At 52.2% G+C, this 25,613-nt stretch carries 25 protein-coding genes and 1 pseudogene; 18 read left to right on the forward strand and 8 right to left on the reverse strand.

All coding sequences use genetic code 11. The features are described from left to right. Nucleotides 1-133: 133 nt before the first annotated feature. Nucleotides 134-1,285: pseudogene (gene argE, locus ACWAU4_RS01445) on the reverse strand (acetylornithine deacetylase). Between the two features lie 265 nt (nt 1,286-1,550). Here argE and argC point away from each other — a divergent pair. The 5 genes from argC (at nt 1,551) to argH (ending at nt 6,955) form a co-directional block, all read left to right on the forward strand. Beyond that, nucleotides 1,551-2,531 (forward strand): N-acetyl-gamma-glutamyl-phosphate reductase, encoded by a 981-nt coding sequence (gene argC / locus ACWAU4_RS01450; RefSeq protein ID WP_096142609.1) that lies wholly within the window; start codon nt 1,551-1,553, stop codon nt 2,529-2,531. A gap of 33 nt (nt 2,532-2,564) precedes the next feature. Continuing rightward, a complete protein-coding gene (gene argB, locus ACWAU4_RS01455) occupies nt 2,565-3,347 on the forward strand; it encodes an acetylglutamate kinase (RefSeq protein WP_025011587.1) in 783 nt (260 codons plus the stop codon). 11 nt (nt 3,348-3,358) lie between these two features. Continuing rightward, entirely contained in the window at nt 3,359-4,264 is a 906-nt protein-coding gene (locus ACWAU4_RS01460) for an ornithine carbamoyltransferase (RefSeq protein WP_096142608.1), read from the forward strand. Nucleotides 4,265-4,298: 34 nt separating this feature from the next. Beyond that, entirely contained in the window at nt 4,299-5,522 is a 1,224-nt protein-coding gene (locus ACWAU4_RS01465; RefSeq protein WP_025889296.1) for an argininosuccinate synthase, read from the forward strand. 65 nt (nt 5,523-5,587) lie between these two features. Further along, complete coding sequence (gene argH, locus ACWAU4_RS01470; RefSeq protein ID WP_345871147.1) at nt 5,588-6,955, forward strand: argininosuccinate lyase; 1,368 nt, start codon at nt 5,588-5,590, stop codon at nt 6,953-6,955. An 84-nt stretch (nt 6,956-7,039) separates the two neighbouring features. On the opposite strand, the gene ACWAU4_RS01475 is transcribed toward argH, so the two are convergent. Next, nucleotides 7,040-9,574 carry a penicillin-binding protein 1A gene (locus tag ACWAU4_RS01475; protein ID WP_028780991.1) on the reverse strand — a complete coding sequence of 845 codons (2,535 nt, stop codon included), beginning with the start codon at nt 9,572-9,574 and terminating at the stop codon, nt 7,040-7,042. A 182-nt stretch (nt 9,575-9,756) separates the two neighbouring features. Between ACWAU4_RS01475 and ACWAU4_RS01480 the strand changes: the two genes are divergently transcribed. From ACWAU4_RS01480 to ACWAU4_RS01520, 9 genes are all read left to right on the forward strand, one after another. Then, nucleotides 9,757-10,836, forward strand: a complete 1,080-nt coding sequence (locus tag ACWAU4_RS01480) for a pilus assembly protein PilM (protein ID WP_025011592.1) — start codon at nt 9,757-9,759, stop codon at nt 10,834-10,836. Then, a complete protein-coding gene (locus tag ACWAU4_RS01485; protein WP_028780990.1) occupies nt 10,824-11,411 on the forward strand; it encodes a PilN domain-containing protein in 588 nt (195 codons plus the stop codon). Before ACWAU4_RS01480 ends, ACWAU4_RS01485 begins: the two co-directional genes overlap by 13 nt. Continuing rightward, nucleotides 11,408-12,028, forward strand: a complete 621-nt coding sequence (locus ACWAU4_RS01490) for a type IV pilus inner membrane component PilO (RefSeq protein WP_025889304.1) — start codon at nt 11,408-11,410, stop codon at nt 12,026-12,028. The genes ACWAU4_RS01485 and ACWAU4_RS01490 overlap by 4 nt, the downstream gene beginning before the upstream one ends. Then, a complete protein-coding gene (locus ACWAU4_RS01495) occupies nt 12,025-12,543 on the forward strand; it encodes a pilus assembly protein PilP (RefSeq protein WP_025011594.1) in 519 nt (172 codons plus the stop codon). The genes ACWAU4_RS01490 and ACWAU4_RS01495 overlap by 4 nt, the downstream gene beginning before the upstream one ends. Nucleotides 12,544-12,564: 21 nt before the next feature. Next, complete coding sequence (gene pilQ, locus ACWAU4_RS01500; protein WP_144128708.1) at nt 12,565-14,619, forward strand: type IV pilus secretin PilQ family protein; 2,055 nt, start codon at nt 12,565-12,567, stop codon at nt 14,617-14,619. A gap of 331 nt (nt 14,620-14,950) precedes the next feature. Then, entirely contained in the window at nt 14,951-15,466 is a 516-nt protein-coding gene (gene aroK, locus ACWAU4_RS01505) for a shikimate kinase AroK (protein ID WP_025011596.1), read from the forward strand. Between the two features lie 8 nt (nt 15,467-15,474). Beyond that, nucleotides 15,475-16,551, forward strand: coding sequence for a 3-dehydroquinate synthase (gene aroB, locus ACWAU4_RS01510; protein WP_418074849.1), 1,077 nt, complete (start codon nt 15,475-15,477; stop codon nt 16,549-16,551). Between the two features lie 16 nt (nt 16,552-16,567). After that, nucleotides 16,568-18,034, forward strand: coding sequence for an AAA family ATPase (locus ACWAU4_RS01515; protein ID WP_454290417.1), 1,467 nt, complete (start codon nt 16,568-16,570; stop codon nt 18,032-18,034). 48 nt (nt 18,035-18,082) lie between these two features. Next, nucleotides 18,083-18,922 carry a Dam family site-specific DNA-(adenine-N6)-methyltransferase gene (locus tag ACWAU4_RS01520; protein ID WP_071237680.1) on the forward strand — a complete coding sequence of 280 codons (840 nt, stop codon included), beginning with the start codon at nt 18,083-18,085 and terminating at the stop codon, nt 18,920-18,922. Nucleotides 18,923-18,943: 21 nt separating this feature from the next. On the opposite strand, the gene ACWAU4_RS01525 is transcribed toward ACWAU4_RS01520, so the two are convergent. Then, nucleotides 18,944-19,132: a DUF2970 domain-containing protein gene (locus ACWAU4_RS01525; protein WP_025011598.1), complete on the reverse strand. Its 189-nt coding sequence runs from the start codon at nt 19,130-19,132 to the stop codon at nt 18,944-18,946. Continuing rightward, on the reverse strand, nt 19,133-19,483 hold the full coding sequence (locus tag ACWAU4_RS01530) for a hypothetical protein (protein WP_025011599.1): 351 nt from the start codon (nt 19,481-19,483) through the stop codon (nt 19,133-19,135). It lies immediately after the preceding gene. Nucleotides 19,484-19,675: 192 nt separating this feature from the next. Here ACWAU4_RS01530 and rpe point away from each other — a divergent pair, with 192 nt between their 5' ends. From rpe to trpS, 3 genes are read left to right on the forward strand one after another with little or no spacing between them, the layout of a single operon-like run. Next, nucleotides 19,676-20,344 carry a ribulose-phosphate 3-epimerase gene (rpe, locus tag ACWAU4_RS01535; protein ID WP_025011600.1) on the forward strand — a complete coding sequence of 223 codons (669 nt, stop codon included), beginning with the start codon at nt 19,676-19,678 and terminating at the stop codon, nt 20,342-20,344. A gap of 3 nt (nt 20,345-20,347) precedes the next feature. Continuing rightward, on the forward strand, nt 20,348-21,034 hold the full coding sequence (locus ACWAU4_RS01540) for a phosphoglycolate phosphatase (RefSeq protein WP_045283590.1): 687 nt from the start codon (nt 20,348-20,350) through the stop codon (nt 21,032-21,034). Nucleotides 21,035-21,042: 8 nt separating this feature from the next. Beyond that, complete coding sequence (gene trpS / locus ACWAU4_RS01545; protein WP_208169139.1) at nt 21,043-22,047, forward strand: tryptophan--tRNA ligase; 1,005 nt, start codon at nt 21,043-21,045, stop codon at nt 22,045-22,047. A 57-nt stretch (nt 22,048-22,104) separates the two neighbouring features. Here the strand turns inward: trpS and ACWAU4_RS01550 are convergent, their stop codons facing one another. Beyond that, nucleotides 22,105-22,995, reverse strand: a complete 891-nt coding sequence (locus tag ACWAU4_RS01550; RefSeq protein WP_045283591.1) for a LysR substrate-binding domain-containing protein — start codon at nt 22,993-22,995, stop codon at nt 22,105-22,107. Nucleotides 22,996-23,117: 122 nt separating this feature from the next. Here ACWAU4_RS01550 and ACWAU4_RS01555 point away from each other — a divergent pair, with 122 nt between their 5' ends. After that, nucleotides 23,118-23,993: an EamA family transporter gene (locus ACWAU4_RS01555; protein WP_045283592.1), complete on the forward strand. Its 876-nt coding sequence runs from the start codon at nt 23,118-23,120 to the stop codon at nt 23,991-23,993. Between the two features lie 31 nt (nt 23,994-24,024). Here the strand turns inward: ACWAU4_RS01555 and ACWAU4_RS01560 are convergent, their stop codons facing one another. The 3 genes from ACWAU4_RS01560 to ACWAU4_RS01570 form a co-directional block, all read right to left on the reverse strand. Then, a complete protein-coding gene (locus ACWAU4_RS01560) occupies nt 24,025-24,594 on the reverse strand; it encodes a BON domain-containing protein (protein WP_025011605.1) in 570 nt (189 codons plus the stop codon). Next, nucleotides 24,591-25,184: a phosphoheptose isomerase gene (locus tag ACWAU4_RS01565; protein ID WP_028780981.1), complete on the reverse strand. Its 594-nt coding sequence runs from the start codon at nt 25,182-25,184 to the stop codon at nt 24,591-24,593. Before ACWAU4_RS01565 ends, ACWAU4_RS01560 begins: the two co-directional genes overlap by 4 nt. A gap of 96 nt (nt 25,185-25,280) precedes the next feature. Next, nucleotides 25,281-25,607 (reverse strand): YraN family protein, encoded by a 327-nt coding sequence (locus tag ACWAU4_RS01570; protein WP_025889313.1) that lies wholly within the window; start codon nt 25,605-25,607, stop codon nt 25,281-25,283. Nucleotides 25,608-25,613: the final 6 nt, after the last annotated feature.

Raw genomic sequence — 25,613 nt, forward strand, 5'->3', positions numbered from 1 at the left:
CTCCAAAGAATAGTGAGAAAGAGTCGTCGTTTCGGGCGGACTTGAGTAGAGCACAATAACCAGCACTGTGCCCTATGGTCAATACGCTGAGGTATTTGCCTTACGTTGTTTCCAGCAGCTGTGGGCTGGATCATTATTTTATACAGGCATGATAAATAAGCTGTTTCAGCAAATCTATTGTAGGTTTGATCTGCGCCGTATCCAAATATTCATCCGGTTGATGAGCCTGCTCTATGCTGCCGGGTCCCAATACCAGAGTGTGGCACCCCAGTTGCCGAATATAAGGCGCCTCGGTGGCATAGTTCACCACTTGAGGTGGCTGTCCCGCCAGGCTGGCGACCAGTTGGCTTCAGGGAGAGTCTCTATCATCGGCAAACGGCTCTGAGCCGGGATAGAGTTCGCTGATGGAAACTGATCCTGGGAATTGTTCGCAGACCGGCTGTAAATACTGCTGCAGCATGAGTTGCAGATCGGTCAAAGCCAAACCGGGAAGCGGGCGAATATCCAGATGCAGATCACAGCAACCACAGATACGGTTGGCTGCATCGCCGCCGTGGACATGGCCAAAGTTCATGGTTGGGTAAGGCACACTGAAGGCATCTTCGCGATAGTGTTCGCTCAAATGCTGCTTGAGTTTAAGTAGTCGGCCTATGATCAGATGCATCACTTCTATGGCATTGAGTCCCTTGGCCGGATCTGACGAGTGGCCGCTGCGGCCCGTTACTCGAATGCCTTGAGCCATGTGCCCTTTATGCATATAAACCGGCCGTAGGCTGGTGGGTTCGCCTATGATGGCAAATTCAGGCTTGATTGCAGCGTTGGCGGCAAAGGCCTTGGCCCCATTCATTGTGGTTTCCTCATCGGCACTGGCGAGAATATAAAGAGGTCGCTTCATTTGTGTCAGCGGCAGTTGTTTCAAGGTCTCCAATATCAAGGCAAAGAAACCCTTCATGTCACAAGTTCCCAAGCCATACCAAAGGTTATCTTTTTCGGTTAGCCGAAAGGGATCATGCTGCCAACGGCCTTCATCGAACGGTACTGTGTCTGTGTGCCCGGCCAGCAGTAGGCCACCTTGGCCAGTGCCCAGGTTGGCCAGCAGGTTATGTTTGTTGCGACTGCCGGGCACCGGCTGGCGGCGGCACTCCAACCCCAAATCGGCAAACCAGTTGGCCAGCAAGTCGATAACGGCAGCATTGGATTGATCTTGTTCGGGCTCCAGGGCACTGATGGAGGGCGAGGCGATAAGCGCACTGAAGCTTTCTGTGAGTTCCGGCAGTTTTTTCATGACTATCCTGCAAAACATTAAAAATAACTATTCATATATATTGCATAAATAAATTGCTGTGTTAGTCTAGCAAACAGCTAAAGCCAGTGTCATCTTTCATGGTGACTAAATTCAGTGAGACTAAGTATGTTGAGTTCGACCTTGAGCTTGATTCAGACCAAAAACTGCAATAACTCCCTGCGACGATAAACTTGTCATTAGGCGCTGAGCCACGGGCTTTCGTTGTGCCCTTCCTTTTTTTGATTAGCTTGAAGAATTAGAAACCATGAAAAATATCGCCATCATAGGGGCCAGTGGATATACAGGTGCCCAGTTAACCGCCCTGATCCAAGCTGAGCCAGAGTTAAGCATTCAAGGCTTGTATGTTTCTGAAAATAGTCTGGATAAGGGCAAAAGCCTGGCTGAACTTTATCCTGTATATCAACATATCTCTGCAGTGTTGCAGCCGTTAACGCCAGAGGCCAAACAGCAGATAGTGGCGCAGGCCGACGCCGTGGCGCTGGCGACCGAACATTCGGTAAGCCTGGAATTGGCGGCCTGGTTTTATGCCCAGGGGCTGGCGGTATTTGATTTGAGCGGTGCTTATCGTTTCAGCGACGCGGCCAATTATCCCAAGTGGTATGGCTTTGAGCATAACCAAGCCGAAGTATTGGCACAGGCAGTTTATGGTCTGGCCGAGTGGAATGCCAAGGCGATTGCCAACAGCAAGATGATTGCGGTTCCCGGTTGTTATCCCACGGCATCCCTGTTGGCGCTTAAGCCGCTCAAGTCACTGATGACAGATGCTTTCCCCGTTATCAATGCTGTTAGCGGTGTGACCGGAGCCGGGCGCAAGGCGCAGCTGCACACCAGTTTCTGTGAAGTGAGTTTAACGCCCTACGGTGTGCTTGGTCACAGGCATCAGCCCGAAATCGCCAGCCAACTGGGGCAGGAAGTGATTTTTACTCCGCACCTTGGCAACTTCAAACGCGGCATTCTCGCCACCATTACGCTGCAGCTCAAGCCGGGTACCAAGGCAGAGGACGTTGCCGAGGCTTACAGCATCTACCATGGCTCGAGCATTGTCAGCGTAAAACAGAACCAATTTCCCAAGGTGGATGACGTGGTACACACAGGCAATTGTCATCTGGGGTGGAAGTTTGATGAACAGAACCATTATCTGGTGGTGGCCAGTGCCATAGACAACCTGATGAAGGGCGCTGCCAGTCAGGCGCTGCAATGCATAAAGATTCACTTTAAATACTAATTATTCCCGGAACGGTTAGAGAGAGTTGTCACTATGAGCACGAAAGACAAGGTGTTGGTTCTGAAAGTTGGCGGCGCACTGATGCAGTGTGAGATGGGAATGGCCAGGCTGATGGATACGGCGGCGAAAATGCTGGCCCAGGGACAGAAGGTGGTTCTGGTTCATGGTGGCGGTTATCTGGTGGATGAACAGCTCAAGGCCAATGGCATGGATACGGTGAAGCTCGATGGCTTGCGGGTCACCCCGCCGGAGCAGATGCCGATCATCGCCGGCGCCCTGGCCGGTATGTCCAACAAGATACTGCAGGCGGCGGCCATCAAGGCTGGTGTCGCCAGCGTTGGCATGAGTCTGGCGGATGCCAACTTGGTCGATGCGGTAATTAAAGATGAACGTTTGGGGCTGGTGGGTGAAGTTTCCCCCAAAGACGGCAGCTATATCAATTTCGTCCTGTCTCAGGGTTGGATGCCCATTGTCAGCTCCATTGCAGTATCCAGCGAAGGGCAACTGCTTAACGTCAATGCCGATCAGGCTGCCACAGTGCTGGCCAAGCTGGTGCAGGGCAAGCTGGTGCTGCTCTCCGATGTTTCCGGAGTATTGGACGGTAAGGGGCAGTTGATCGCCAGTCTTAATCGTAGCGAAATCGACGACCTGGTGAAATTGGGCGTGATAGAGAAAGGTATGAAAGTCAAAGTAGAGGCGGCGTTGGAAGTCGCAGAACTCATGGGGCAGCCGGTACAGGTTGCTTCCTGGAGAGATGCGGCGCAACTGGCTGCATTGGCTCAGGGCGAAGCCGTGGGTACGCAAATAAAACCATAGGAGAAGGCAGTATGAAGCACCTGTTGACCATTAAAGAACTCACCCAATCCCAGTTGCTGGCGTTGTTGGACTTGGCCAAGAAGATCAAGGCCAATCCGGCAGACTACCGACACGCGCTTGCGGGCAAGAGCGTAGTGATGCTGTTTGAAAAACCTTCCCTGCGTACCAGGGTCAGTTTCGATATCGGTATCCATAAGCTGGGTGGTCACTGTCTTTATTTGGATCAACAAAATGGTGCTTTGGGCAAGCGCGAATCTGTTGCCGATTTCGCCGGTAACCTTTCCTGCTGGGCCGACGCCATAGTGGCACGGACTTTCAGCCACAAGACCATAGAAGGCCTGGCCGAGTTCGGCACTGTACCTGTGATCAATGCGCTGTCGGACTTGTACCACCCTTGTCAGGCACTGGCGGATTTTCTGACCCTGTCAGAACAGCTCGGTGACTTGGGCAAGGTGAAATTGGCCTATGTAGGTGATGGCAACAACGTGACCCATTCATTGATGATAGGCGCTGCTATTCTGGGTGCCAGCATGACGGTTATCTGCCCCGAAGGGCATTTCCCCGATGGTCTGATTGTCAATGAAGTACAGCAACTGGCGGCCGAGAATGGAGGCAGCCTGATACTGACTTCAGACATCGCCGCCCTGGAAGGTCAGGATGCCGTCTACACTGATACTTGGATTTCCATGGGCGACCAAACAGAACTTTCTGATATTGAAACAAAATTTAATCCTTATCAGATCAATCAGCCGCTGATGGATCAGTATAAGGTGAAGTATTTTATGCATTGTTTACCCGCTCACAGAGGGGTAGAAGTGACAGATGAGGTGATGGATGGCAAAGGTTCTCTGATCCTGCAACAGGCAGAAAACCGCATGCACGCGCAGAATGCCGTTCTGGTAACACTTTTGAGCTGATGGCCAAGGGCCAGTTGAATCTAGGAAAATTAAGATGTCTATTGCACAGAAAAACACAGATGTGAAAAAAGTTGTCCTGGCCTACTCCGGCGGCCTGGATACCTCGGCCATCATTCCCTGGCTGAAAGAGAACTATAACAACTGTGAGATCGTTGCCTTTTGTGCCGATGTTGGACAAGGGGAAGCCGAACTCGAAGGTTTGACAGAAAAGGCGTTGGCTTCCGGCGCCAGTGAATGTCATATTGTTGATTTGAAAGAAGAGTTTGTTAAAGACTACATCTATCCCACCATAGCAACCGGTGCCATCTACGAGGGAACCTATCTGCTGGGCACCTCCATGGCCAGACCCATCATCGCCAAGGCTCAGGTGGAAGTGGCCCGTAAGGTCGGCGCCGACGCCCTGTGTCATGGTTGTACCGGCAAGGGTAACGATCAGGTGCGTTTCGAAGGCTGTTTTGCCGCACTGGCGCCGGATCTGAAAGTGATTGCCCCTTGGCGTGAGTGGACCATGGAGAGCCGTGAAGATCTGCTGGCTTACCTGGCCGAGCGTAACATCAAGACCTCGGCTTCGGCCACCAAGATCTATAGCCGCGACGCCAACGCCTGGCATATCTCCCACGAAGGTGGGGAACTGGAAGATCCCTGGAATGAGCCCAGCAAAGAGGTGTGGACCATGACAGTCGATCCGCTGGATGCGCCAGATGAGCCTGAGTATGTCAGCCTGAAAGTGGAAAACTGCCGGGTGACTGAAGTCAACGGTGAAGCCCTGAGCCCCTATGCGGCGCTGATGAAGCTGAACCAGATTGCTGCCGCTCATGGTGTTGGCCGTATCGATATCACTGAAAACCGGCTGGTGGGGATGAAGTCCCGTGGCTGTTATGAAACACCGGGCGGCACTGTCATGTTTGCTGCTCTGAGAGCGGTTGAGGAGTTGGTGCTCGACAAGACCAGCCGTAACTGGCGGGAACAGGTCGCCGCTCAGATGGCACATCTGGTCTATGATGGCCGTTGGTTTACACCTCTGTGCAACTCGCTGTTAGCGGCATCCGAGGCACTGGCCCAGGACATTAACGGCGAAGTGGTGATCAAACTCTTCAAGGGCCAGGCGGTTGCCGTGAAGAAACGTTCTCCCAACAGCCTGTATTCCGAGGCGTTTGCCACCTTCGGTGAAGACACGGTTTACGATCAGAAACACGCCGAAGGCTTTATCCGTCTCTACTCATTGGCGAGCCGTATTCGCGCGCTCAACAGCAAGTAAGCGTCAGTATATCAGGGGCGCATTGGCGCCCCTTAGTTTTTATGCCCGAGAAAGAGGACCTTATCATGGCTTTATGGGGTGGCAGATTCAGCGGCCAAAGCAGCGAACTTTTCAAACTCTTCAACGATTCCCTGCCGGTGGATTTCCGTTTACTGGAGCAGGATATCCAGGGCTCAGTCGCCTGGGCCGAGGCGATAACCCAGGCCGGCGTGTTAACCCAGGAGGAATGCCAGACCCTGACTCAGGCGCTGGCTGAGTTGCTCGCAGAAGTTAAAGATACGCCGGAGCAGATCATCGCTTCCGGCGCCGAAGATATTCACAGTTTTGTGGAATCACAGCTGATCGCCAAGGTGGGTGACTTGGGTAAGAAGCTGCACACCGGCCGTTCGCGCAATGACCAGGTGGCGACCGATCTCAAGCTGTGGTGCAAACAGGAAGGCGCACACCTGCTGAGTCTGTTGATTGAAGTCAAACAGGGGCTGCTGGCCTTGGCCGAGCGCGAGTTGGATGCAGTAATGCCGGGATATACCCATCTGCAGCGGGCACAACCCGTGACCTTTGGCCACTGGGCTTTGGCTTATGTTGAAATGTTTGAGCGGGATATCAGCCGCTTGCAGGATGCACTGAATCGCCTCAACACCTGCCCTCTGGGTTGTGGCGCCTTGGCGGGTACAGCTTATGCCATCGACCGTCAGGCGCTGGCGGCCAGCCTAGGCTTTGCCTCTGCTACCCTCAACAGCCTGGACAGCGTGTCTGATCGTGACCATGTGATCGAGCTCTGCAGCGATGCCTCTATCAGCATGATGCACTTAAGTCGTATGGCCGAAGATATGATCTTCTTCAATTCCGGCGAAGCCAACTTTATCGAGCTGGCTGACAATGTCACCTCAGGTTCTTCCTTGATGCCGCAGAAGAAGAACCCCGATGCGCTTGAGCTTATTCGTGGTAAAGCGGGCAGGGTATACGGCAGCTTGATGGGGATCCTCACCACCATGAAGGCGCTGCCACTCGCCTACAACAAGGATATGCAGGAAGACAAGGAAGGCTTGTTCGATGTGATGGACAGCTGGAGCCTGTGCTTGAAAATGGCGGCTCTGGTGCTTGAAGGTGTCAAGGTTAACCGAACCAATGCGTTGGCCGCAGCTCAACAGGGATACGCCAATGCCACTGAGTTGGCGGACTATCTGGTGGGTAAAGGCATGCCCTTCAGGCAGGCGCATCACGTTGTGGGTGAAGTGGTGCTGCAAGCTATTGCCGAGAGTAAGCCGCTGGAAGCCTTGCCACTTGAAGTCTTGCGAGGCTATGCCGACATCATAGCGGAGGATGTTTATCCGCATCTGAGTATCGATTCCTGCCTGGCGAAGCGCAATATTCTCGGTGGTACCGCGGTAGAGCAGGTCAAGGCCGCACTGACAGCCAAGCAGGCCAAATAGAAGCTATCCCTCGGATTCGAGCCAAACAAAAACGCGCCAATTGGCGCGTTTTTTAATGTTTAGCAGACGGTGTTAAACAGACTGTTACTGGAACAGCTCTTCCGGCGGTGTTTCGATAAAGATGTCGCTGTCATCTTCGGCGCCGGTGGCGTACTCCTTGGGTTCTGTACCCTGAATAAAGTACTCGAAGTCGCTGGTGTAGTCTGTCTTACGCGACAGCTTGCCGCTATCCAAATCAATACGCACCGAAACGATTCCAGCCGGTGGAATGCTGGGTTCTTCCGGCGTTCCTTCCAGGGCATCGCGCATAAACTCGTTCCAGCCTGGGCCCGCGGTCTTGGCACCAGATTCGGCCCCTGAAATCTGATCTTTGGCGCCGCTGGCATTCCAGGCGGTACGTCCCAGCTCACGGCCATGGTCATCGAAGCCGACCCAGACGGTGGTGGCAAGCTTGGGATTGTAGCCACTGAACCAGGTGTCCCGCGATTCGTTGGTTGTTCCCGTTTTACCGGCTATGTCATGGCGTTTGACCACTCTGGCGGCGCGCCAGGCGGTACCGTTCCAGCCAGTGCCCTTGCTCCAGTTACCGCCACCCCAGATAACACTCTTGAGGGCATCGGTGATCAGGAATGCGGTCTGCTCGCTGATCACTTGCTTGGCGTGACGGGCACTTGGGCTGTCACAGCTGAAAGGATCTTCCTGAACCTGGGGCTGCAGCGGCTCTTGCATAGTCAAATCGGTTATCGCGTTATCCGCCATATCCTCTTCAGGCTTAAGCGGCGCATCACAAGCCAGAGCCGGATGAGCTTGTTCAAGGATTTCGCCCTGGGCATTCTGGATCCGTTTAATGAAGTAAGGCTCAACCAGGTAGCCCCCGTTGGCAAAGGCAGAGAAGGCCGTGACCACCTGCAAAGGTGTGGCAGATGGTGATCCCAGCGCCAGAGACTCGTTGCGGTTGAGCTCTTTGGCATCGAAACCAAACTGCACCAGCTTGTCGATGGCGGCATCCAGCCCAACATAACGCAGGGTTCTCACCGACATCACGTTGATAGACTGGGCCAGTCCCAGACGCAGCCTGGTAGGGCCGCCGTATACGTCGGGTGAGTTTTTGGGACGCCATGCCGTACCTTGGCTGAGGTCGGGCTTGTTGATCGGCGCGTTGTTGATCAGTGTCGCCAGGGTATAGCCTTTCTCCAGCGCCGTGGCATATAGGAAAGGTTTTATGTTGGAGCCCAGCTGACGTTTGGCCTGAGTTACCCGGTTGTACTGGCTCTGACTGAAGCTGTAACCACCGACCAGAGCCTGAATTGCACCATCTTTGGGATCTATCGAGACTATGGCGCTGGCAACCTGAGGCACCTGAGCCAATTGCCAGATATCGCCGTTGTTACGCACCCAAATCTGCTCGCCCACTTTCAGAAACTGTTCGGCTTTCTTCGGTGGTGCGCTTTGGCGTTTGTCATTGATAAACTTGCGGGCCCATTTGAGGCCATCCCAAGGCAGAGTGAGTTTTTCTCCCGAGGCGAGCAGCACCTGTGCCTGCTGTTCCTCTACTTGCAATACGGCGGCTGGCCTGAGCTCCTGAATGGGCATAGTTTTCTTCAGGGTGGCAATCAACTCGCTCTCATCAGGCTGCTTGTCTGTCCATAGAACCGCTTCAGGGCCTCGATAGCCATGGCGTTCATCATAGGCGTAGACATTGTTGCGCAGTGCCTTCTGGGCTTTTAACTGCAGTGATGAGTCTATGCTGGTGTAAACATCGTAACCACCGGTATAGGCTTCCTCTTCACCATATTTCTGCACCATATAATCTCTGGCCATCTCTGAAATGTAAGGGGCGTAGAGATCGATTTCGGCGCCATGGTATTTGGCGGTAATAGGTTGAGCACTGGCTTCGTTATATTCACTCTGGGTGATATAGCCGACCTCCAGCATACGGTTGAGCACCAGGTTACGACGGGTCAAAGCTCGGCTGGGGGAGGTGATAGGGTTGAGTGTTGAAGGGGCTTTTGGCAAACCTGCGATAACTGCCATTTCAGCAAGCGTCAAGTCTTTGACTTCCTTGCCATAATAAACTTGAGCCGCGGCGCCAACCCCGTAAGCACGCTGTCCAAGATAGATACGGTTGACATAGAGCTCCAGAATTTCATCTTTGGTTAGCAGCTGCTCTATGTGGATAGAGATAAATATCTCTTTGACTTTACGAATAATTGTCTTGTCTCGAGTCAGGAAGAAGTTCCTGGCCACTTGCATGGTAATGGTACTGGCACCCTGTTTTTTCTCGCCGGTGGCCAGCATAACCAATGCGGCGCGCACCACACCTATGGGGTCGATACCTTTATGCTCATAAAAGCGTGAATCTTCAGTTGCCAGGAAGGCCTGCAATAGTGGTTTGGGCACATCGGCCAACTCCAGCGGGATCCTGCGTTTTTCACCGAATTGCGAGATCAGTTTGCCGTCACTGGAATACACCCTCAGTGGCGTTTGCAGTTGAACTGTCTTGAGTGTAGCGACATCCGGGAGTTCGGGCAGGACGTAGAAGTAGGCTCCAACGATAGCTGCAACCCCAAGAAGGGCCAGACTGAATAGAGCTATGAGTATACGTTTTAACCACTTCACGAGATTATTCCAAAACTTGCTGCGGGCACAATAGTATATAAGGCGTTTTGTGCAGGGTGAAGCAAAAAGGCAGCGTCAAAAAATTAGCCGTTGTAATGTGCTCAAACATTTTATACAAAGGGGCGTAACAATTTGAAAATGTGCTAATCTAAAACCTAACAATAACAAAGTGACAAAGGACTATGCTTTCGAATCTATGGAAGCGTCAGGCTCCGCAAATGGTGGGTATTGACATCGGTTCTCACGAGGTCAAAGCGATCCTGCTGGGCAAGACAGGCGATGGTTATAAAATCCAGGCTTATGCCGCTGCTCCTGTAAAAAAAGGAGCCATCAATGATCATGATATTCGCGATCCTGAAGCCGTTATTGAAGCAATGAGACAGCTGAAGAGGCAATTGCCCAAATCAACTAAATTTGCTTCTGTCGCTGTATCCGGATCAGCCGTAATGACTAAAGTCATCTACATGGACGCCTCCTTGAGTGAGGTTGAAATGGAGGCGCAGATTGAGATTGAAGCGGATAACCTCATTCCCTATTCACTTGATGAGGTCAGCATTGATTTTGAAACGCTGAGCGTCAACAAGACAGACCCCAGCAAGGTTGATGTCTTGCTTAGTGCTTGCCGTACCGAAAATATTGATGCCAGAATCGACGCGCTGGACAGTGTCGACCTTGAGCCTAAAGTTGTTGATGTAGAAGGCTATGCTCTGGGACGTGCCCATGAATTGATCCTGGGGCAGCTTCCGGATGGCGCAGCAGATCAGGTTGTCGCTTTGGTTGATATCGGTGCCAACATGACCACCTTCGCCGTGGTGGAAAAAGGGGAAACAGCCTTTATCCGCGAGCAAGCATTTGGTGGTGAACTCTTCACTCAATCTATATTGTCTTTTTACGGTATGTCCTATGAGCAGGCGGAAAAGGCCAAGATAGAAGGTGATCTACCTCGCAATTATATGTTTGAGGTGTTATCGCCATTTCAAACGCAATTATTGCAACAGATAAAACGTACGCTGCAAATATATTGCACTTCCAGTGGTAAGGATAAAGTCGATCATTTGGTGCTTTGTGGCGGCACTTCCAAATTAGAAGGCATGGCTAATCTTCTAACCAATGAATTAGGTGTTCACACTATAATTGCCGACCCCTTTCAGGGAAGTTTACATGCGGACGATTCAGTAAAAAATGCCCTGCAACCCCATATCAGTAAATACATGGTGGCCTGCGGCCTGGCACTGAGGAGTTATGCTCAATGGCGAACATAAACTTATTGCCATGGCGTGAAGAAGCCAGGGAAAAACAGAAGCGCGATTATATAGGTATTCTGGCTGCTGTTTTTATTGGCGCCGCGTTATTGGTTTATTTGGCACTGAACTTTATCGACTTGATGACAGAGGATCAGCGTCAGCGAAATGCTTATCTCCAGTCAGAAATTAGTTTGCTTGACAAGCAGATAGCTGAAATCACCAAGATAAAACAGCGCAAAAAGGATATTGAACGTCGCACCGAGATTATTCTTAACCTGCAACAGGCGCGTAATTTGCCAACCCACGTATTGGATGAGCTGGTACGGGTTATTCCGCCAGGTATCTATCTTTCCAGCATAGAAAAGAAAGGCAGCCTTATCTGGATCGAAGGACGCAGTGAGTCCAATAACAATGTCGCCAACATGATGCGAAAAATTAAAGCATCAGAATGGCTTCAGGATCCGAGTATGCAGTCGATAGTCTCTCAACAGGAAGAACTCAGAGAGCTGCAACGCTTCAGTCTCAAAGTCAGTATCAAGGGAGCAAACCGGCTTGAAGGGACGGCACAGATGGCGAAAGGAGCGGGCAAATGAGTTTCGATTTGAGCCAGTTCAATGATCTGGACATGGAGAATATCGGCGGCTGGCCGACTCAGGTCAAGGCCGTATTTGCAGGCTTGCTGGCGATTCTGGTGTTCGTCGGTGGCTATTATCTGTTTGTTTCAGACGCCATAGATATTTACCAGTCTGAACAGGTGAAAGAGCAACAACTGCGTGATGATTTCAAGCAAAAGTATCTGTTGGCCGCTAACCTGAAATTGTATAGGGAGCAATTGGTACAGATGGAGGCACAATTTGCCGAACTGTTGAAGATGCTGCCATCAGAGAATGAAATGCCGGGTTTGCTTGATGACTTGACCTATGTCGCCACAGATGCGGGTCTGAAGATCCAGAGTCTGGATTGGGATGCCGAGATCCAACGGGATTTCTATATTGAGTTTCCGATACGCATGGCTGTGACCGGTGACTATCACCAATTGGGGCACATGGTCGGCGGAGTTGCCAAGCTGCCACGGATCGTCAGCCTGCATGACTTTGTGGTTAAGCGCGATCCATCCGGCACCTTGGCAATGGAAATTCTGGCCAAGACCTACAGATTTAAAGAGGGAACGGAATTACCGCCGGAGAAGGCTAAGGGGAAAGGTAAATGAAACAACTCATCCCCCTGATCGCGGCGGCGTTAATGCTTGGCGGCTGTATCGGTGACAGAACAGATCTTGAAGCCTTTGTCACCAGCACCAAGGCTCAGCATGTTGCCAGGATCCCGCCGTTGAAAGAGCCGCCTCAGTTTGAGCATTTTGATTATCAGGCAGATATGTTGCGTAGTCCCTTTGTGCCGCCTTCCCGGGAACTGACGGAAGAGGTGATAGATACCACCAAGGATTGCCTGCAGCCGGATCTCAAGCGTCGCAAGAGCCGTCTCGAAACCTATGCGCTGGACAACCTCAAGATGCGCGGCACCCTGAGCGAAGACAACGTGGTTTGGGCCTTGGTGGAAACAACCGATGGCAATGTCTATCGGATGGGAGTGGGCGAGTATTTGGGACTCTATCACGGCCGCATCGCCAAAGTATCAGCACAGAATATCGACATCATTGAATTAGTACCGGACGGTTCCGGCTGTTGGACAGAGCGCAACAGCAGCCTGGAATTGACCGGAGAATAACAAGCGAAGGATGAGGGAATAATGGAATCTTCTGCCGCGAATATCACCCCGAAGAATGCAGCCAAATGGATGCAGTTTATCCTGGGCAGCCTGCTCGTCCTGGGGCTCAGTCCCTACGCTGGTGCTGCCAACAAGCTGGTGGATGTAAAGTACCACGCCATTGTGGATCATCAACTGGAGCTGGAGTTGGTGTTTGACAAGCCGATATCTGAGCCGGAAATCAATTTGAGTGCCGATCCAGCCAGTATCCAATTGGACTTCAGCGACAGTATTTCGGCGCTGGAGAAAGCACAGATCCCTATTAATACTGCCGGTGTCGAGCAGCTGTCCAGCATGCAGGACGGCGATAATTTACGACTGGTTCTGGCACTGAAAAAAGTGAAACCTTATCAGGGTAAAGCGGTAGACAACGTTTATCGTTTGACTGTCAATGATGAGGTCATGGATCCCCAGAGCAAGGCCAGTAGTCCTTTCGTCAATAGCATAAAGAATATTGATTTCCGCCGCTTGGGTGACAATGGCGGAGAATTGCTGGTTGAGCTGCGTAATTCATCGGTTGCCGCCAATGTGGAGCAAGTTGGCTCCAGGCTGGAGCTGAAGTTGTATAACACAGATATTCCATCTGACATGCTATATGTCATGGATGTGCAGGACTTTGCCACTCCGGTGAAGAGCTTTGAGACCTTCAAAGAAGAGCTGACTACCCGGGTGCTAATCGATATCAAAGGTGACTACGAATATAACTACAAGCAAGATGGCAATATGTTCACCTTGGCGATGAACAAGGTCGAGCGTGAAGTTCAACTGGAAGAAGAGAAGAAATACTCAGGTAAGACTCTGTCACTTAACTTCCAGAATATTTCCGTCAGAACCGTGCTGCAGATTATCGCCGATTACAATGATTTCAATCTGGTGACCAGTGATACTGTCGACGGCAGCATCACCCTGAGACTGGACGATGTCCCTTGGGATCAGGCGTTGGATCTTATCCTGCAAACCAAGGGGCTGGATAAGCGAATCGAGGGTAATATCCTGATGGTGGCGCCGGCGGAAGAGCTGGCCATTCGTGAAGAAAACCAACTCAAGAACAAGAAAAAGGTTTCTGAAGAGTTGGCACCGCTTTACTCAGAGTATCTGCAGGTGAATTACGCCAAGGCCAATGATATTGCCAACCTGCTGAAGGGAGAAGGCTCCAGCCTGTTGTCCAAGCGTGGCACTGTTGCCGTGGACGAAAGAACCAATACTCTGTTGGTTAAAGACACGGCCGATATTCTGGAAAATGTGCATAAGTTGATTGAAGTATTGGACGTGCCTATTCGTCAGGTGCTGATTGAAAGCCGAATGGTCACGGTTAAAGATGATGTTTCGGAAGACCTGGGTATCCGTTGGGGAATTACAGATCAGCAGGGCAATAAGGGCACATCGGGTAGCCTGGAAGGTGCTCAGGACATAGCCAACGGCACCATTCCATCAATTGGCGATCGTCTCAATGTGAATCTGCCGGCAGCACCAAGCAATGCTACCAGCATAGCTTTTCATGTGGCCAAATTGGCTGACGGTACCGTCTTGGACCTGGAATTGAGTGCGCTGGAGCAGGAAAACAAGGGTGAAATCATTGCCAGTCCGAGGATTACCACTTCGAATCAGAAAGCCGCTTATATTGAGCAGGGTGTCGAGATCCCTTACGTGGAATCGGCTTCCAGTGGGGCGGCAACTGTACAGTTCAAGAAAGCGGTACTGTCGCTGCGGGTAACACCTCAAATCACCCCGGACAACCGCGTGATACTGGATCTGGAAATTACTCAGGACTCGCAGGGTAAGGTAGTACAAACTCCGTTGGGAGAGGCTGTCTCCATCGATACCCAGCGCATAGGTACTCAAGTGCTGGTGGATAATGGTGAAACCATAGTCTTGGGTGGTATCTATCAACAGAACCTGATCAGCCGGGTCAGCAAGGTTCCTGTATTGGGGGATATCCCCTTGGTCGGCTTCCTGTTCCGCAATACTTCGGACAAGAATGAGCGCCAGGAGCTACTGATCTTCGTAACGCCCAAGATAGTGACCGAAGAAATCTAGGGAAGGTGTGAATGGGTCATCGTGGCGTTCTCTTTTGTAGAGCGTGGCTTGCACAGCAATTGGCATTCAAGGCATCTGATTGAAGGCATGCCGGGGTCAACCTAAGTTTTTTCCAAACCTGTAAAACCTCAATCAAAGCCAGTGCCAGTCGCTGGCTTTGATGTTTGGGCACCGGGAAATTTGGCTTTAATAGTCGGCATTACTTGCCTTGAATGTCCTTAAGCTGAGATAATCCCCGGTCAAGTCTCATTAGAGCAAGGTAACAAATCCCGTCGATTTGATAGTAAGTCGACATTCGGCAAACTTTTCATAAGATTCAGACGTACAAGAAATGGCTGAAAAACGTAATATTTTTCTGGTAGGCCCTATGGGCGCAGGCAAAAGCACCATAGGTCGTCATCTGGCACAAATGCTGCATTTGGAATTCCACGATTCAGATCAAGAGATTGAAAATCGCACTGGCGCTGACATTGCCTGGGTATTTGACGTTGAAGGCGAAGAAGGTTTCCGTCGCCGCGAGGCTCAGGTGATTTCCGATCTGACCGAGAAACAAGGCATAGTTCTGGCCACAGGTGGTGGCTCAGTTCAAAGCAAAGATATCCGCAACTTCCTATCTGCCCGCGGTATCGTGGTGTATCTGGAAACCACTATCGACAAGCAAGTGGCCCGTACCCAGCGCGACAAGCGTCGCCCCTTGCTGCAGGTAGATAATCCTCGTGAAGTGTTGGAAGCACTGGCAGACGTGCGTAATCCTCTCTATGAGGAAATCGCCGATGTTATCGTCAAGACAGACGAGCAAAGCGCCAAAGTTGTGGCCAATCAAATCATTGAACAATTAGGCTTCTAGGACGCAAGATGCAACAGATCCGGGTTGATTTAGGTGAACGCAGTTATCCTATCTTCATTGGCCAGGGTCTGTTGGCCCAGAGCGATTGCCTGACGGCGAGTGTCTCGGGTAAAAAAGTCCTCATTGTCTCCAATGACACAGTAGCTCCCCTGTATCTGCAGTCTTTGCAGCGCCTTCTGCTGCCTGCGGCTCAGGTCTTTGCTCATATTCTGCCCGATGGTGAGCAGTACAAGACACTGGCACAACTCGAAAGCGTATTTACGGCTCTGCTTGAGCACAACTGCGGTCGTGATGTGGTGCTGGTGGCTCTCGGTGGCGGTGTCATTGGTGACATGGTCGGCTTCGCTGCGGCCTGTTATCAGCGGGGCGTGGACTTTATCCAGATCCCCACTACGCTCCTGTCTCAGGTCGATTCCTCTGTGGGCGGCAAAACGGCGGTCAATCACCCGCTGGGCAAGAACATGATAGGCGCTTTTTATCAGCCACAACTTGTGCTGATAGATACCCTGTGCCTGAAGACTCTGCCGGTGCGTGAATTTGCCGCCGGCATGGCTGAAGTGATCAAATACGGCATCATTTGGGATGCTGACTTTTTCCTGTGGCTCGAAAACAATGTTGAGTCACTCAAATCGCAGCAGCCAGAGGCACTGGCTTATGCCATACGTCGCTGCTGTGAGATAAAAGCCGAAGTGGTTGCCGAAGATGAGACAGAGCAGGGTGTTCGCGCTCTGTTGAATCTGGGGCATACCTTCGGACATGCTATCGAAGCCGAAATGGGCTATGGCAATTGGCTTCACGGTGAAGCGGTTGCCGCTGGCACGGTCCTTGCTGCACAAACTGCAAAAGCCATGGAACTGATTGACGAGTCAATTCTCCGTCGCATCACTGTGCTGCTACAGGTATTCGACTTACCGGTAACTGCACCAGAGTCCATGGATTTTGAAAGTTTTATCAAACACATGCGGCGTGACAAGAAAGTTTTGGCAGGGCAAATTCGCCTGGTTTTGCCCACAGACATGGGTCAGGCCGGTATTTTTGCTCAAGTGCCGGAATCCCTACTCGAACAGGTGATCTGCCGCACTTGATCCTTAATGGGTAACAATGGTGGCAACCGAAGAACTTCTCCTGCCCTCGCAAGAGGCACTGTTACAAAGACTGCAGCATCTGGCCTGTTATGGTCAGCAGCTGGTTTTGTTGCAGGGGCAGGCTGGAGCAGGTAAGACACGACTGTTGACCGCCTTGGCCAATGTGCTCGATGAGCATAATCTGGCGTTGGTCAGTTGCCCTCAACATGCCGATGCTGCTGAAATAAGGCGCAAGTTGCTGATCCAGTTGCTGCCCGATCCCCTGTTTGACGACGAGCAGCCTCTGGCCGATACCCTGCTGCGCTATCTGGGTGAGATGCGCAAGCCTATCCACATTCTGATCGACGATGCCGATAATATGCCCTTGGCGCTTTGGGCCGAGTGTTTATTGCTGACTCAGCTGCAGGCCAGAGGTGAGCCTATCACGTTGACCGGTTCTGTCTCTCCGGAGTTTGCCGAGCAGCTACAGCTTCAACTGCCCAAAGCACAGAAACAACAGGTGTTGCCGGTTAAGCTTGAGCCGCTTTCTCTCGTCGAGCGTGAGGGCCTGTATCAGACACTGTTGACCCGCAGCGCAGTGCACACTTTCACGCCACGGGCCATAGTGGTCAAGCAGTTGGAGAGGCAACAAGGCACACCGGCCGAGGTATTGGCATTGCTGGAGCTGGCATTGAATGGTGAGCCGCCGAGGCCAAGGGTATTCCCTTGGAAGACCATACTGACATCGAGCCTTGCCGTGCTTATCTCTCTGGCGCTGCTCTCTTGGTATCTGCTGCGCTCGACCGAGCCTCTGCCTGAATTGCCCAAGTCAGCCCTGGTGCTGGAGCATAGTACAAGTCCCTTAAGCCAATTTGCCGAACGTTGGCTCGATATTGACCAAGATCAGGAGGCGCTCTCAACTACGCCCGTTTACGTTAGCCTGGAACAAGTACAAAGCCAGGTAACAGAGCCGCAGGCGGTCTTGGAGCAAAAAAGCGCTCAGCATGTAGAGACTCAAGTGGTTACAGCGCGATCCTCAGAGTCAGAATCTGAGCTACTGAGTGACGCCAAGGCAATATTGGATGTGCAAACCGCTCCTGTTACTACGCCGGTTACCCAAAAGCCGCAGGTCAAAGAGGCTGCTAAGGCTTCTCAAGATACCAAGCCGCAAGAAGTTCAGAATAAATCTGAGCTAGAACAAGAGTCCAGTGCCGGAGTGCTACCGACACAGGGTTATACTTTGCAGTTGGTGAGTCTGAAACGTGAATCGTCACTGACGGCGTTTATGGCCAAGCTGAAAAAAGTGGAAAATGTCAGGGTAGCCAAGCACAAGGATTGGTGGGTGGTATTGGTAGGGGAATATGCCAGTAAGCAAGAGGCCATCGAAGCCGGTAAAATGTTGCAGCAGACTTTGGGCCTGTCTCAACCCTTGGTCAAGTCATGGCAATCACTGCAGCACTATCGCTTACAAGCTGGCCTAAGTAACAGTGAAATTTCATCTTAAACGGAGTACAATCCTCACTTTCGTTTTTCCGGGCACCAATCAATTTTAATGAAGAAAAAACAAAGAGCCTTTCTTAAGTGGGCCGGTGGTAAATTTAAACTGGTTGATGCCCTGACTCAGCACTTGCCCAAGGGTGAGCGCTTGGTTGAGCCCTTTGTCGGTGCCGGTTCTGTGTTTCTCAACACAGATTATCCGAGCTATCTGTTGTGCGATATCAATCGCGATCTGATCGATCTTTACTCTATCATTCAGACTCGTCCGGAAGCCTACATAGGGGCGGCAGCGGAACTGTTTGTACCGCGGATGAACGATAAAGAGCAATACTATCTGGTCAGAGAAAAATTCAATCGCAGTCGTGACCCCTTCGAGCGGGCAGTTTATTTTCTCTATCTCAACCGCCACGGCTTTAATGGTCTGTGTCGTTATAACCGTAAAGGCTCATTCAATGTGCCCTTTGGTTCCTACAAGAAACCGTATTTCCCTGAGAAAGAGATCCGCGGTTTTGCTGCCAAGGCACAAAATGCCGAGTTTCGCTGCATTGGCTACGAGCAGGCGTTTGCCCTGGCTAAAAGCGGTGACGTGATTTATTGCGATCCGCCATACGCACCTTTATCGACCACCGCCAGTTTTACCACTTATGTCGGTGCCGGCTTCTCTTTGGATGACCAGGCACTGCTGGCCAGGCATTCCCGTCATACCGCCATTGAGCGTGGCATTCCTGTGCTTATCAGTAACCATGATATTCCGTTGACCCGCGAGCTCTATCACGGCTCGAGAATGGAAGCGATACAGGTTCAACGTAACATCAGCCAGAAAGGCAGCACCAGAACCAAGGTGAATGAGTTGATGGCTCTGTACGACGAAACCTATCACAACGAGAACGACTGAAAGTCATCTTTGCCAAAGTAATCAGGCGAGTACTCGATTTACCAGCAGCAACAGACCTAGTACCAGTAGTGCGGCCAGCAACACGCCCGTGATGATATAAGGGAGAGGTGAGGAATTGGCGCTGAAGTCCCTGACGCGATTGGACTCACTCTGCACGCCGAAGAAGGCTGCCAGCGTACTGTAAAGGTAACGCCAGTAGCGGCCAAGCATCTAGAAACCGTTATTGGAATTCGCCGGGGCCATATCATCAACCGGTTTACGTTGATGGCCGTGCAGCAACTCCAACAAGTCAACAAAATGGAACTGACCCGAACGACTCTTGCCGCTGAGCCAACTCTTCCAGCTCAGATCATCTTCCTGAGTCGCACAGCGATTATTGGGATGGCTGGAAGGCAGGTTGGGATTGTAGTCATTTTCCTGGCTGCAGCTACAGGCCAGATTATTGCTGGAAGAACCCAGGCTTTGGAAACCAACGGCAGTTGCTCCCACCACGCCAGCGGCGACAGCGAGTATGACTGCTGACTTGATGCTGTGTGTGAAAACCTGCGGTTTCTGGTTCATCCTGTTCCAATCCCAAATGTGACATCGGTCAATTATAACAAAGCCGTTGATAAATTGAACAGCTTTTTACCAAGTAACAACTTTATTCCAACTTATGGCGCTTTTCAACGGCAGAAATGGGCGCCAGGCTATAGAGCCCGAGCGCCTTGGCGGGTAAAATAGGCGACTTCTTAAACATCCTGTGAGAATGCTATGCGCCCATATCTTATTGCTCCTTCCATTCTGTCTGCCGATTTTGCCCGCCTGGGTGATGATGTTAAAGCCGTATTGGATGCGGGGGCCGACGTGGTTCACTTCGATGTGATGGACAACCATTATGTACCTAACCTGACCATAGGCCCCATGGTCTGCAAGGCGTTGCGTGACTATGGTATTACCGCCGATATCGATGTGCACCTGATGGTGAAGCCGGTCGATCGCATAGTGCCTGACTTTGCCAAGGCGGGGGCTTCTATCATCACTTTCCATCCAGAGGCCAGCGAGCATGTGGATCGTACAGTGCAACTCATCCGCGACAATGGCTGTAAGGCGGGTTTGGTTTTCAACCCTGCCACGCCACTGCACTACCTGGACTATGTGATGGATAAGCTGGATGTGATTTTGCTGATGTCGGTCAACCCAGGGTTTGGTGGTCAGTCATTTATTCCATCGACACTGGACAAACTGGCCGAAGTGCGTCGCCGCATCGATGAGAGTGGCCGCGATATCCGCTTGGAAGTCGACGGTGGGGTTAAGGTGGACAATATTGCCGAAATCGCCGCCGCCGGTGCCGATATGTTTGTAGCCGGTTCTGCCATCTTTAGCCAACCGGACTATAAAGCGGTTATCGACCAGATGCGCAGTGAACTGGCAGGAGTGTAAGTTATGATCGCAAGCAGTATCAGTGCGATCGCCTTTGATTTGGATGGCACTCTGGTGGACAGTGTGCCGGACTTGGCCGCTGCAACCCAGGCAACCTTGGCCGATATGGGACTGCGTGGTTGCAGCGAAGACCAGGTTCGCAGCTGGGTTGGCAATGGCACAGAGATGTTGATGCGCCGGGCGCTGACCTCGAGCCTGGGCGATGAGCCGGATGCCTCTGTCATGGCCGATGCCATGCCGGTATTTATGAGGCACTATGAGGCCTGCCTCGAGCGTTACAGTAAGCTCTATCCCGGGGTTGAGTCCGTGCTTGGCACCCTGCAGCGACGAGGTTTCAAGCTGGCGGTAGTCACCAACAAGCCTTATCGATTTACTGTGCCCCTATTGCAGGCCTTTGGTATTGAGTCGTTTTTCAGTGAAATTCTCGGCGGCGATTCACTCACCAAGATGAAGCCGGATCCCTTGCCGCTGACCCACCTGCTGGATAAATGGCAGTTGCAACCTCAGCAGATGTTGATGGTGGGCGATTCCCGCAACGACGTTCTGGCGGCGAAAGCCGCAGGTATTGCCTCAATCGGCTTGACCTATGGCTACAACTACGGTGAAGATATTGGGCTTTGCGGCCCAGATGCCGTATGCGATCATTTTGAGCAAATTTTGGCGCATTTGCCGCCACAGCAATCGGAGTAATGAAATTCATGAGCAGTCCCAAACCCATAGTATTGAGCGGTGCCCAGCCCTCAGGCGAGTTGACCATAGGTAACTACATGGGTGCCCTGCGTCAGTGGGTAGCCATGCAGGACAGCCATGATTGCCTCTATTGCGTGGTGGATCTGCATGCCATCACAGTGCGCCAGGATCCCAATGCCTTGCGTGAAGCTTGCTTGGATACTCTGGCGCTGTACCTTGCCTGTGGTGTCGATCCCAAGAAGAGCACAGTGTTCATTCAGTCACAGGTGCCGCAGCACACTCAGCTGGGGTGGGTTTTGAACTGTTATACCCAGATGGGCGAGCTGAGCCGCATGACTCAGTTCAAGGACAAGTCACAAAAACACGCCAACAATATCAACGTGGGTCTGTTCGGTTATCCTGTACTGATGGCGGCCGATATCCTGCTGTACCAGGCCAATGAGATCCCTGTCGGTCAGGATCAGAAACAGCATCTGGAATTGACCCGGGATATCGCCACCCGCTTCAACAACGCTTATGGTGACACCTTCACAGTGCCCGAGCCTTTTATCCCTGAGCTGGGTGCCAAGGTGATGTCGCTGCAGGATCCCACCAAGAAGATGTCCAAGTCCGATGACAACCGCAACAATGTCATCGGCCTATTGGAGGATCCCAAGGCGGTGATGAAGAAGCTGAAAAAGGCGATGACCGACAGCGATGAGCCGCCTGTGGTGCGTTTCGACATAGACAGCAAGCCTGGGGTGTCCAATCTGCTGAGCCTGATGTCCGGGGTGACAGGCCAGAGCATAGCCGAACTGGAAGCCGAGTTTGAAGGCAAGATGTATGGCCATTTGAAAGTGGCCGCCGGTGAAGCCGTGGTCGGTATGTTGGAGCCGCTGCAACAACGCTTCCGTGAATTCCGCGAAGACAGAGCCTTCCTGGAGTCGGTAATGAAGCAGGGCGCCGAAAAGGCCCAGGCTCGCGCCGAAGTCACAGTGAAGAAAGTTTATGAGAAGATAGGCTTGCTGGTGTAAATCAGCCAATCTTGAGAGCCGACCTACAAGGTCGGCTTTTTTGTGGCTGCGTACGAATTACTGCGGTTGCGGCTGGCTTGCCATCAACATCAGCCAATCGGCAAAGGCCGCTATCGCCGGTTCTTTGAGGCGCCGCTCCTTACAGCAAAAAGTGAATTCAAACCCTGTATGCATATCCGGCAGTTCGGCCTCAATCAAACGGCCACTGGCAATATCATCCTCTACCATAAAGTCTGATGCCAGTGCTATGCCTTGACCGGCAATCGCGGCCTCTATGGCCATCAACACATGGCTGAAAATATGCTGCCTGTGATTGGCTGTCAGAGCCACACCGTTGGCCTCGGCCCAACGGTTCCAGTCCAGCCCCAGCGGGCCTTCATCCACGGTCAACAGCGGATACTGCTGCAGACTCTGGATAGTTATCTGCCCGGCTCTGGGGGGCAATTGCGGGCTGCAAACCGGAATAAGCCGCTCCTTGTGCAGCACCGTCTGCCAGTAACCCCGTCGTTTGAGGCCGCCACTGATAAAGAGATCGGCCACGCTGTCGCTGAGCTCGGGATCTTGAGTCACCATCTCCAGCCTGATCTGCACCTCGGGGTGACGGCGGCGAAAGTCGCTGAGTCTGGGGATCAACCATTTAACTGCAAAAGAGCTGTAAACCGCCAGTTTCAGCTCGCGATTGGGTTCACCGAACAAACGGCCAAGGTCAGCCAGCTCGTTGAATATTCGCTCCAGTTCCCCGTAGAGAATCTCTCCCTTGGGTGACAGTTTGAGACTGCGCCCCTGACGTTGGAACAGGGACTCCCCAAAGTGTTCCTCCAGTAATCTGACCTGGTGGGACACGGCACTCTGGGTGATGCACAGCTCTTCGGCGGCGCGGGAAAAGTGGCTCTGGCGTGCAGCTGCCTCGAATACCTGCAGCGCTCTCAAGGGGGGAAGTTTTCGCATCGGCTATTCTTTCCGGAAATTTAGTATGAATTTAATTCATTTATACGCAAAAAACATCATTTCAGTTTGGTTTTTAACCCGGATATGATGCCGCCGATTGAGAGTCGTTTAGGATAACCAAGATGCAGAGAACCGTTACTATCGGTTTGATTTTATTGACCGTAGGAAATCTCTTCAGCGCTTTTTATGACGTGTCGGTCAAGTGGTTACCGGATGATGCCAATGCGGCGACTTTCCTGCTGGTGCGCCAGGTGACAGCGGTACTTATGTTGCTGCCCCTGTGGCTCAAGGCCGGTCGCCCGGGGACTTCTCATTTTAAGATCCACCTTTGGCGTGCCAACACAGGAGCTGTTGGCGCGCTCTTTTTGATTATTGGTCTGATGGCACTGCCCTTGGCGACTGTCAGTTCACTGTTCTATTCGGCGCCTTTGATGATCATGGTGCTAGGTGCCCTATTCCTGAAAGAACAGATCACACCGTTGCAGTGGGGGATTGCGGCGCTGGGATTTGCCGGTATCTTGTTGATCCTCAGGCCCAGCGAGTTGGAGTTGGCCGGCATTGCTGTGCTGGTTTCGGCCTTTACCTTCTCCTTGAACCAGATGAGCCTGCGCAAGCTGCCCAGTACTGAGGCCGCCAGTCTGACTTTGCTCTGTTACAACCTGCTGAGTTTGCCGCTGATCCTGCTGGTGGCGCTGTCGCAACAACTGGCCGGGCTGAGCTGGCAACTGCTCGGAGTGGCGCTGTTATCCAATGCCTTCCTGCTGGCATATAACTGGTTCTGTGTCCTGGCCTATCGCAGGGCCAAGGCCAGTGAAATTGCCGTAGCCGAATACAGCGGGCTTATCTTTATTGTCTTCCTCGGTTGGCTGCTGTTCGACGAGTGGCTGGATACTTTGAGTTGGGTAGGGGCTGCCCTGGTGGTGCTGCCGACTTTGTGCCTGCCCGCCATCGCCAAGTTGATGAAAGCCCGCGAGCTGAAAGCACAAGAGCCGGTGTGACCGGCTCTCGTTCGACTCGATATAAAGGGCGTTAAGGGGTGACGTAGTCGAACACCTTGATCACCTTACGTACTCCAGCGGTATTGCGAGCGATTTCTACCGCCAGGTCGGCTTGTTCACGCTCGACCAGGCCCAGCAGAAAGACTTCACCATTCTCTGTGATCACCTTGATCTTGGTGACATCCAGATTCTTGTCGTTGAGCATCCGACCCTTGACCTTGGTGGTGATCCAGGTGTCGTTGCTGCGGGTAGTGAAGGAAGTTGGGTTGCCGATACGGATCTGATTGTGGATCTTGCCACCCAGTTGCAGCTCTTTGACCAGCCGAATCGCCTTGTCCCTGAGCATGGAGTTGGGCGCCTGACCTATCATCAACACATTGCCGTTCATGCTGACCCCGGTGATATTGGTCTGATTCTTCAGATCATCTTCCGCTCCCAGTACACTGGAGATACGAAAATCGGCATTGGTGTCATCCAACTGGGTCTTGAGCGAACGCTCATCGTTAACCACCATGGCGCCGCCAACTGCACCCACCATTACGGCTCCGGCACAGCCGGTCAAACTGGTAAGCAGTAGACACAGGGGCAGCAGACGTCTCATTGATGTTCGTCCTGCGGGAACAGGGTGCGGTCAATGTTGTCGCACAGGCAATGGATAACCAGCAGGTGCACTTCCTGAATGCGGGCCGTGACATTGGAGGGGACGCGGATCTCAACATCATTGGTGCTCAGCAATCCGGCCATGGCGCCGCCGTCTTTACCCGTGAGCGCTACTATGGTCATATCCCGGCTCAGCGCGGCTTCCATCGCTTTAATGACGTTGCCTGAGTTACCGCTGGTGGAAATGGCCAGCAGTATGTCACCGGGTTGACCCAGTGCCAGTATCTGTTTGGAGAACACTTCGTCGTAGCTGTAGTCGTTGGCGATGGCCGTCAGGGTAGAAGTGTCTGTGGTCAGAGCTATGGCCGGCAGAGGTGGGCGTTCCACTTCGTAGCGGTTCAACAGCTCGGCTGAAAAGTGCTGGGCATCACCGGCGCTGCCGCCGTTACCACAGGCAAGGATCTTATTGCCACCCAACAGACATTGCACCATCATTTCTGCGGCCTTGGCGATAGACTCTGGCAGCGCCTCTGCGGCGTCAATCTTGGTCTGAATCGACTCGGTGAAGCTGTCTTTGATACGTTCTAACATGGATAAGTCCTTCACTATCAAGTGTTGCTATCATGCCATAGGCCGGGGGCTTTGTTCAGGCATTAAAGTGTAAATTTGTTTCGGGTTAAGCGCTTACTAAAAAGCGTCCTGTAGCCATTGCACCTTGCCGGCATCAATGGCCAGTAGATCGAAGCGACAGGGGGCATTGATCCTGTGTTGCTGCAGATACTGGCTGGCGGCCTTGCGAAGCCGGGTTATCTGGGCCTGGCTCAATGACTGCAAAGCGCCGCCGAATCGGCTTGGTGAGCGGTATTTTACCTCAACAAACACCCATTGGCTGCCCTGTTTCATTACCAAGTCCAGTTCGCCGAAACTGTAGCGCACATTCTGTTCGACAAAGGTCAGGCCCTGTTGTTCCAGATAGCGGCGAGCCAGACGCTCGCCTTCCTGTCCCAGATCCATAAGCCG

This window comes from Shewanella sp. FeAMO, from assembly GCF_053653955.1.

Bases quoted from the DNA above. Each gene is read 5' to 3' on its own strand.
- ACWAU4_RS01495 (WP_025011594.1), top strand. From the start codon at position 12,025: ATGAAACAACTCATCCCCCTGATCGCGGCGGCGTTAATGCTTGGCGGC.
- ACWAU4_RS01460 (WP_096142608.1), top strand. From the start codon at position 3,359: ATGAAGCACCTGTTGACCATTAAAGAACTCACCCAATCCCAGTTGCTG.
- ACWAU4_RS01515 (WP_454290417.1), top strand. From the start codon at position 16,568: ATGGTGGCAACCGAAGAACTTCTCCTGCCCTCGCAAGAGGCACTGTTA.
- aroB (WP_418074849.1), top strand. From the start codon at position 15,475: ATGCAACAGATCCGGGTTGATTTAGGTGAACGCAGTTATCCTATCTTC.
- aroK (WP_025011596.1), top strand. From the start codon at position 14,951: ATGGCTGAAAAACGTAATATTTTTCTGGTAGGCCCTATGGGCGCAGGC.
- ACWAU4_RS01480 (WP_025011592.1), top strand. From the start codon at position 9,757: ATGCTTTCGAATCTATGGAAGCGTCAGGCTCCGCAAATGGTGGGTATT.
- ACWAU4_RS01550 (WP_045283591.1), bottom strand. From the start codon at position 22,995: ATGCGAAAACTTCCCCCCTTGAGAGCGCTGCAGGTATTCGAGGCAGCT.
- rpe (WP_025011600.1), top strand. From the start codon at position 19,676: ATGCGCCCATATCTTATTGCTCCTTCCATTCTGTCTGCCGATTTTGCC.
- pilQ (WP_144128708.1), top strand. From the start codon at position 12,565: ATGGAATCTTCTGCCGCGAATATCACCCCGAAGAATGCAGCCAAATGG.
- ACWAU4_RS01485 (WP_028780990.1), top strand. From the start codon at position 10,824: ATGGCGAACATAAACTTATTGCCATGGCGTGAAGAAGCCAGGGAAAAA.
- ACWAU4_RS01570 (WP_025889313.1), bottom strand. From the start codon at position 25,607: ATGGATCTGGGACAGGAAGGCGAGCGTCTGGCTCGCCGCTATCTGGAA.
- argH (WP_345871147.1), top strand. From the start codon at position 5,588: ATGGCTTTATGGGGTGGCAGATTCAGCGGCCAAAGCAGCGAACTTTTC.
- ACWAU4_RS01555 (WP_045283592.1), top strand. From the start codon at position 23,118: ATGCAGAGAACCGTTACTATCGGTTTGATTTTATTGACCGTAGGAAAT.
- ACWAU4_RS01540 (WP_045283590.1), top strand. From the start codon at position 20,348: ATGATCGCAAGCAGTATCAGTGCGATCGCCTTTGATTTGGATGGCACT.
- ACWAU4_RS01560 (WP_025011605.1), bottom strand. From the start codon at position 24,594: ATGAGACGTCTGCTGCCCCTGTGTCTACTGCTTACCAGTTTGACCGGC.
- argB (WP_025011587.1), top strand. From the start codon at position 2,565: ATGAGCACGAAAGACAAGGTGTTGGTTCTGAAAGTTGGCGGCGCACTG.
- ACWAU4_RS01525 (WP_025011598.1), bottom strand. From the start codon at position 19,132: ATGCTTGGCCGCTACTGGCGTTACCTTTACAGTACGCTGGCAGCCTTC.
- ACWAU4_RS01565 (WP_028780981.1), bottom strand. From the start codon at position 25,184: ATGTTAGAACGTATCAAAGACAGCTTCACCGAGTCGATTCAGACCAAG.
- ACWAU4_RS01490 (WP_025889304.1), top strand. From the start codon at position 11,408: ATGAGTTTCGATTTGAGCCAGTTCAATGATCTGGACATGGAGAATATC.
- trpS (WP_208169139.1), top strand. From the start codon at position 21,043: ATGAGCAGTCCCAAACCCATAGTATTGAGCGGTGCCCAGCCCTCAGGC.
- ACWAU4_RS01520 (WP_071237680.1), top strand. From the start codon at position 18,083: ATGAAGAAAAAACAAAGAGCCTTTCTTAAGTGGGCCGGTGGTAAATTT.
- argC (WP_096142609.1), top strand. From the start codon at position 1,551: ATGAAAAATATCGCCATCATAGGGGCCAGTGGATATACAGGTGCCCAG.
- ACWAU4_RS01530 (WP_025011599.1), bottom strand. From the start codon at position 19,483: ATGAACCAGAAACCGCAGGTTTTCACACACAGCATCAAGTCAGCAGTC.
- ACWAU4_RS01465 (WP_025889296.1), top strand. From the start codon at position 4,299: ATGTCTATTGCACAGAAAAACACAGATGTGAAAAAAGTTGTCCTGGCC.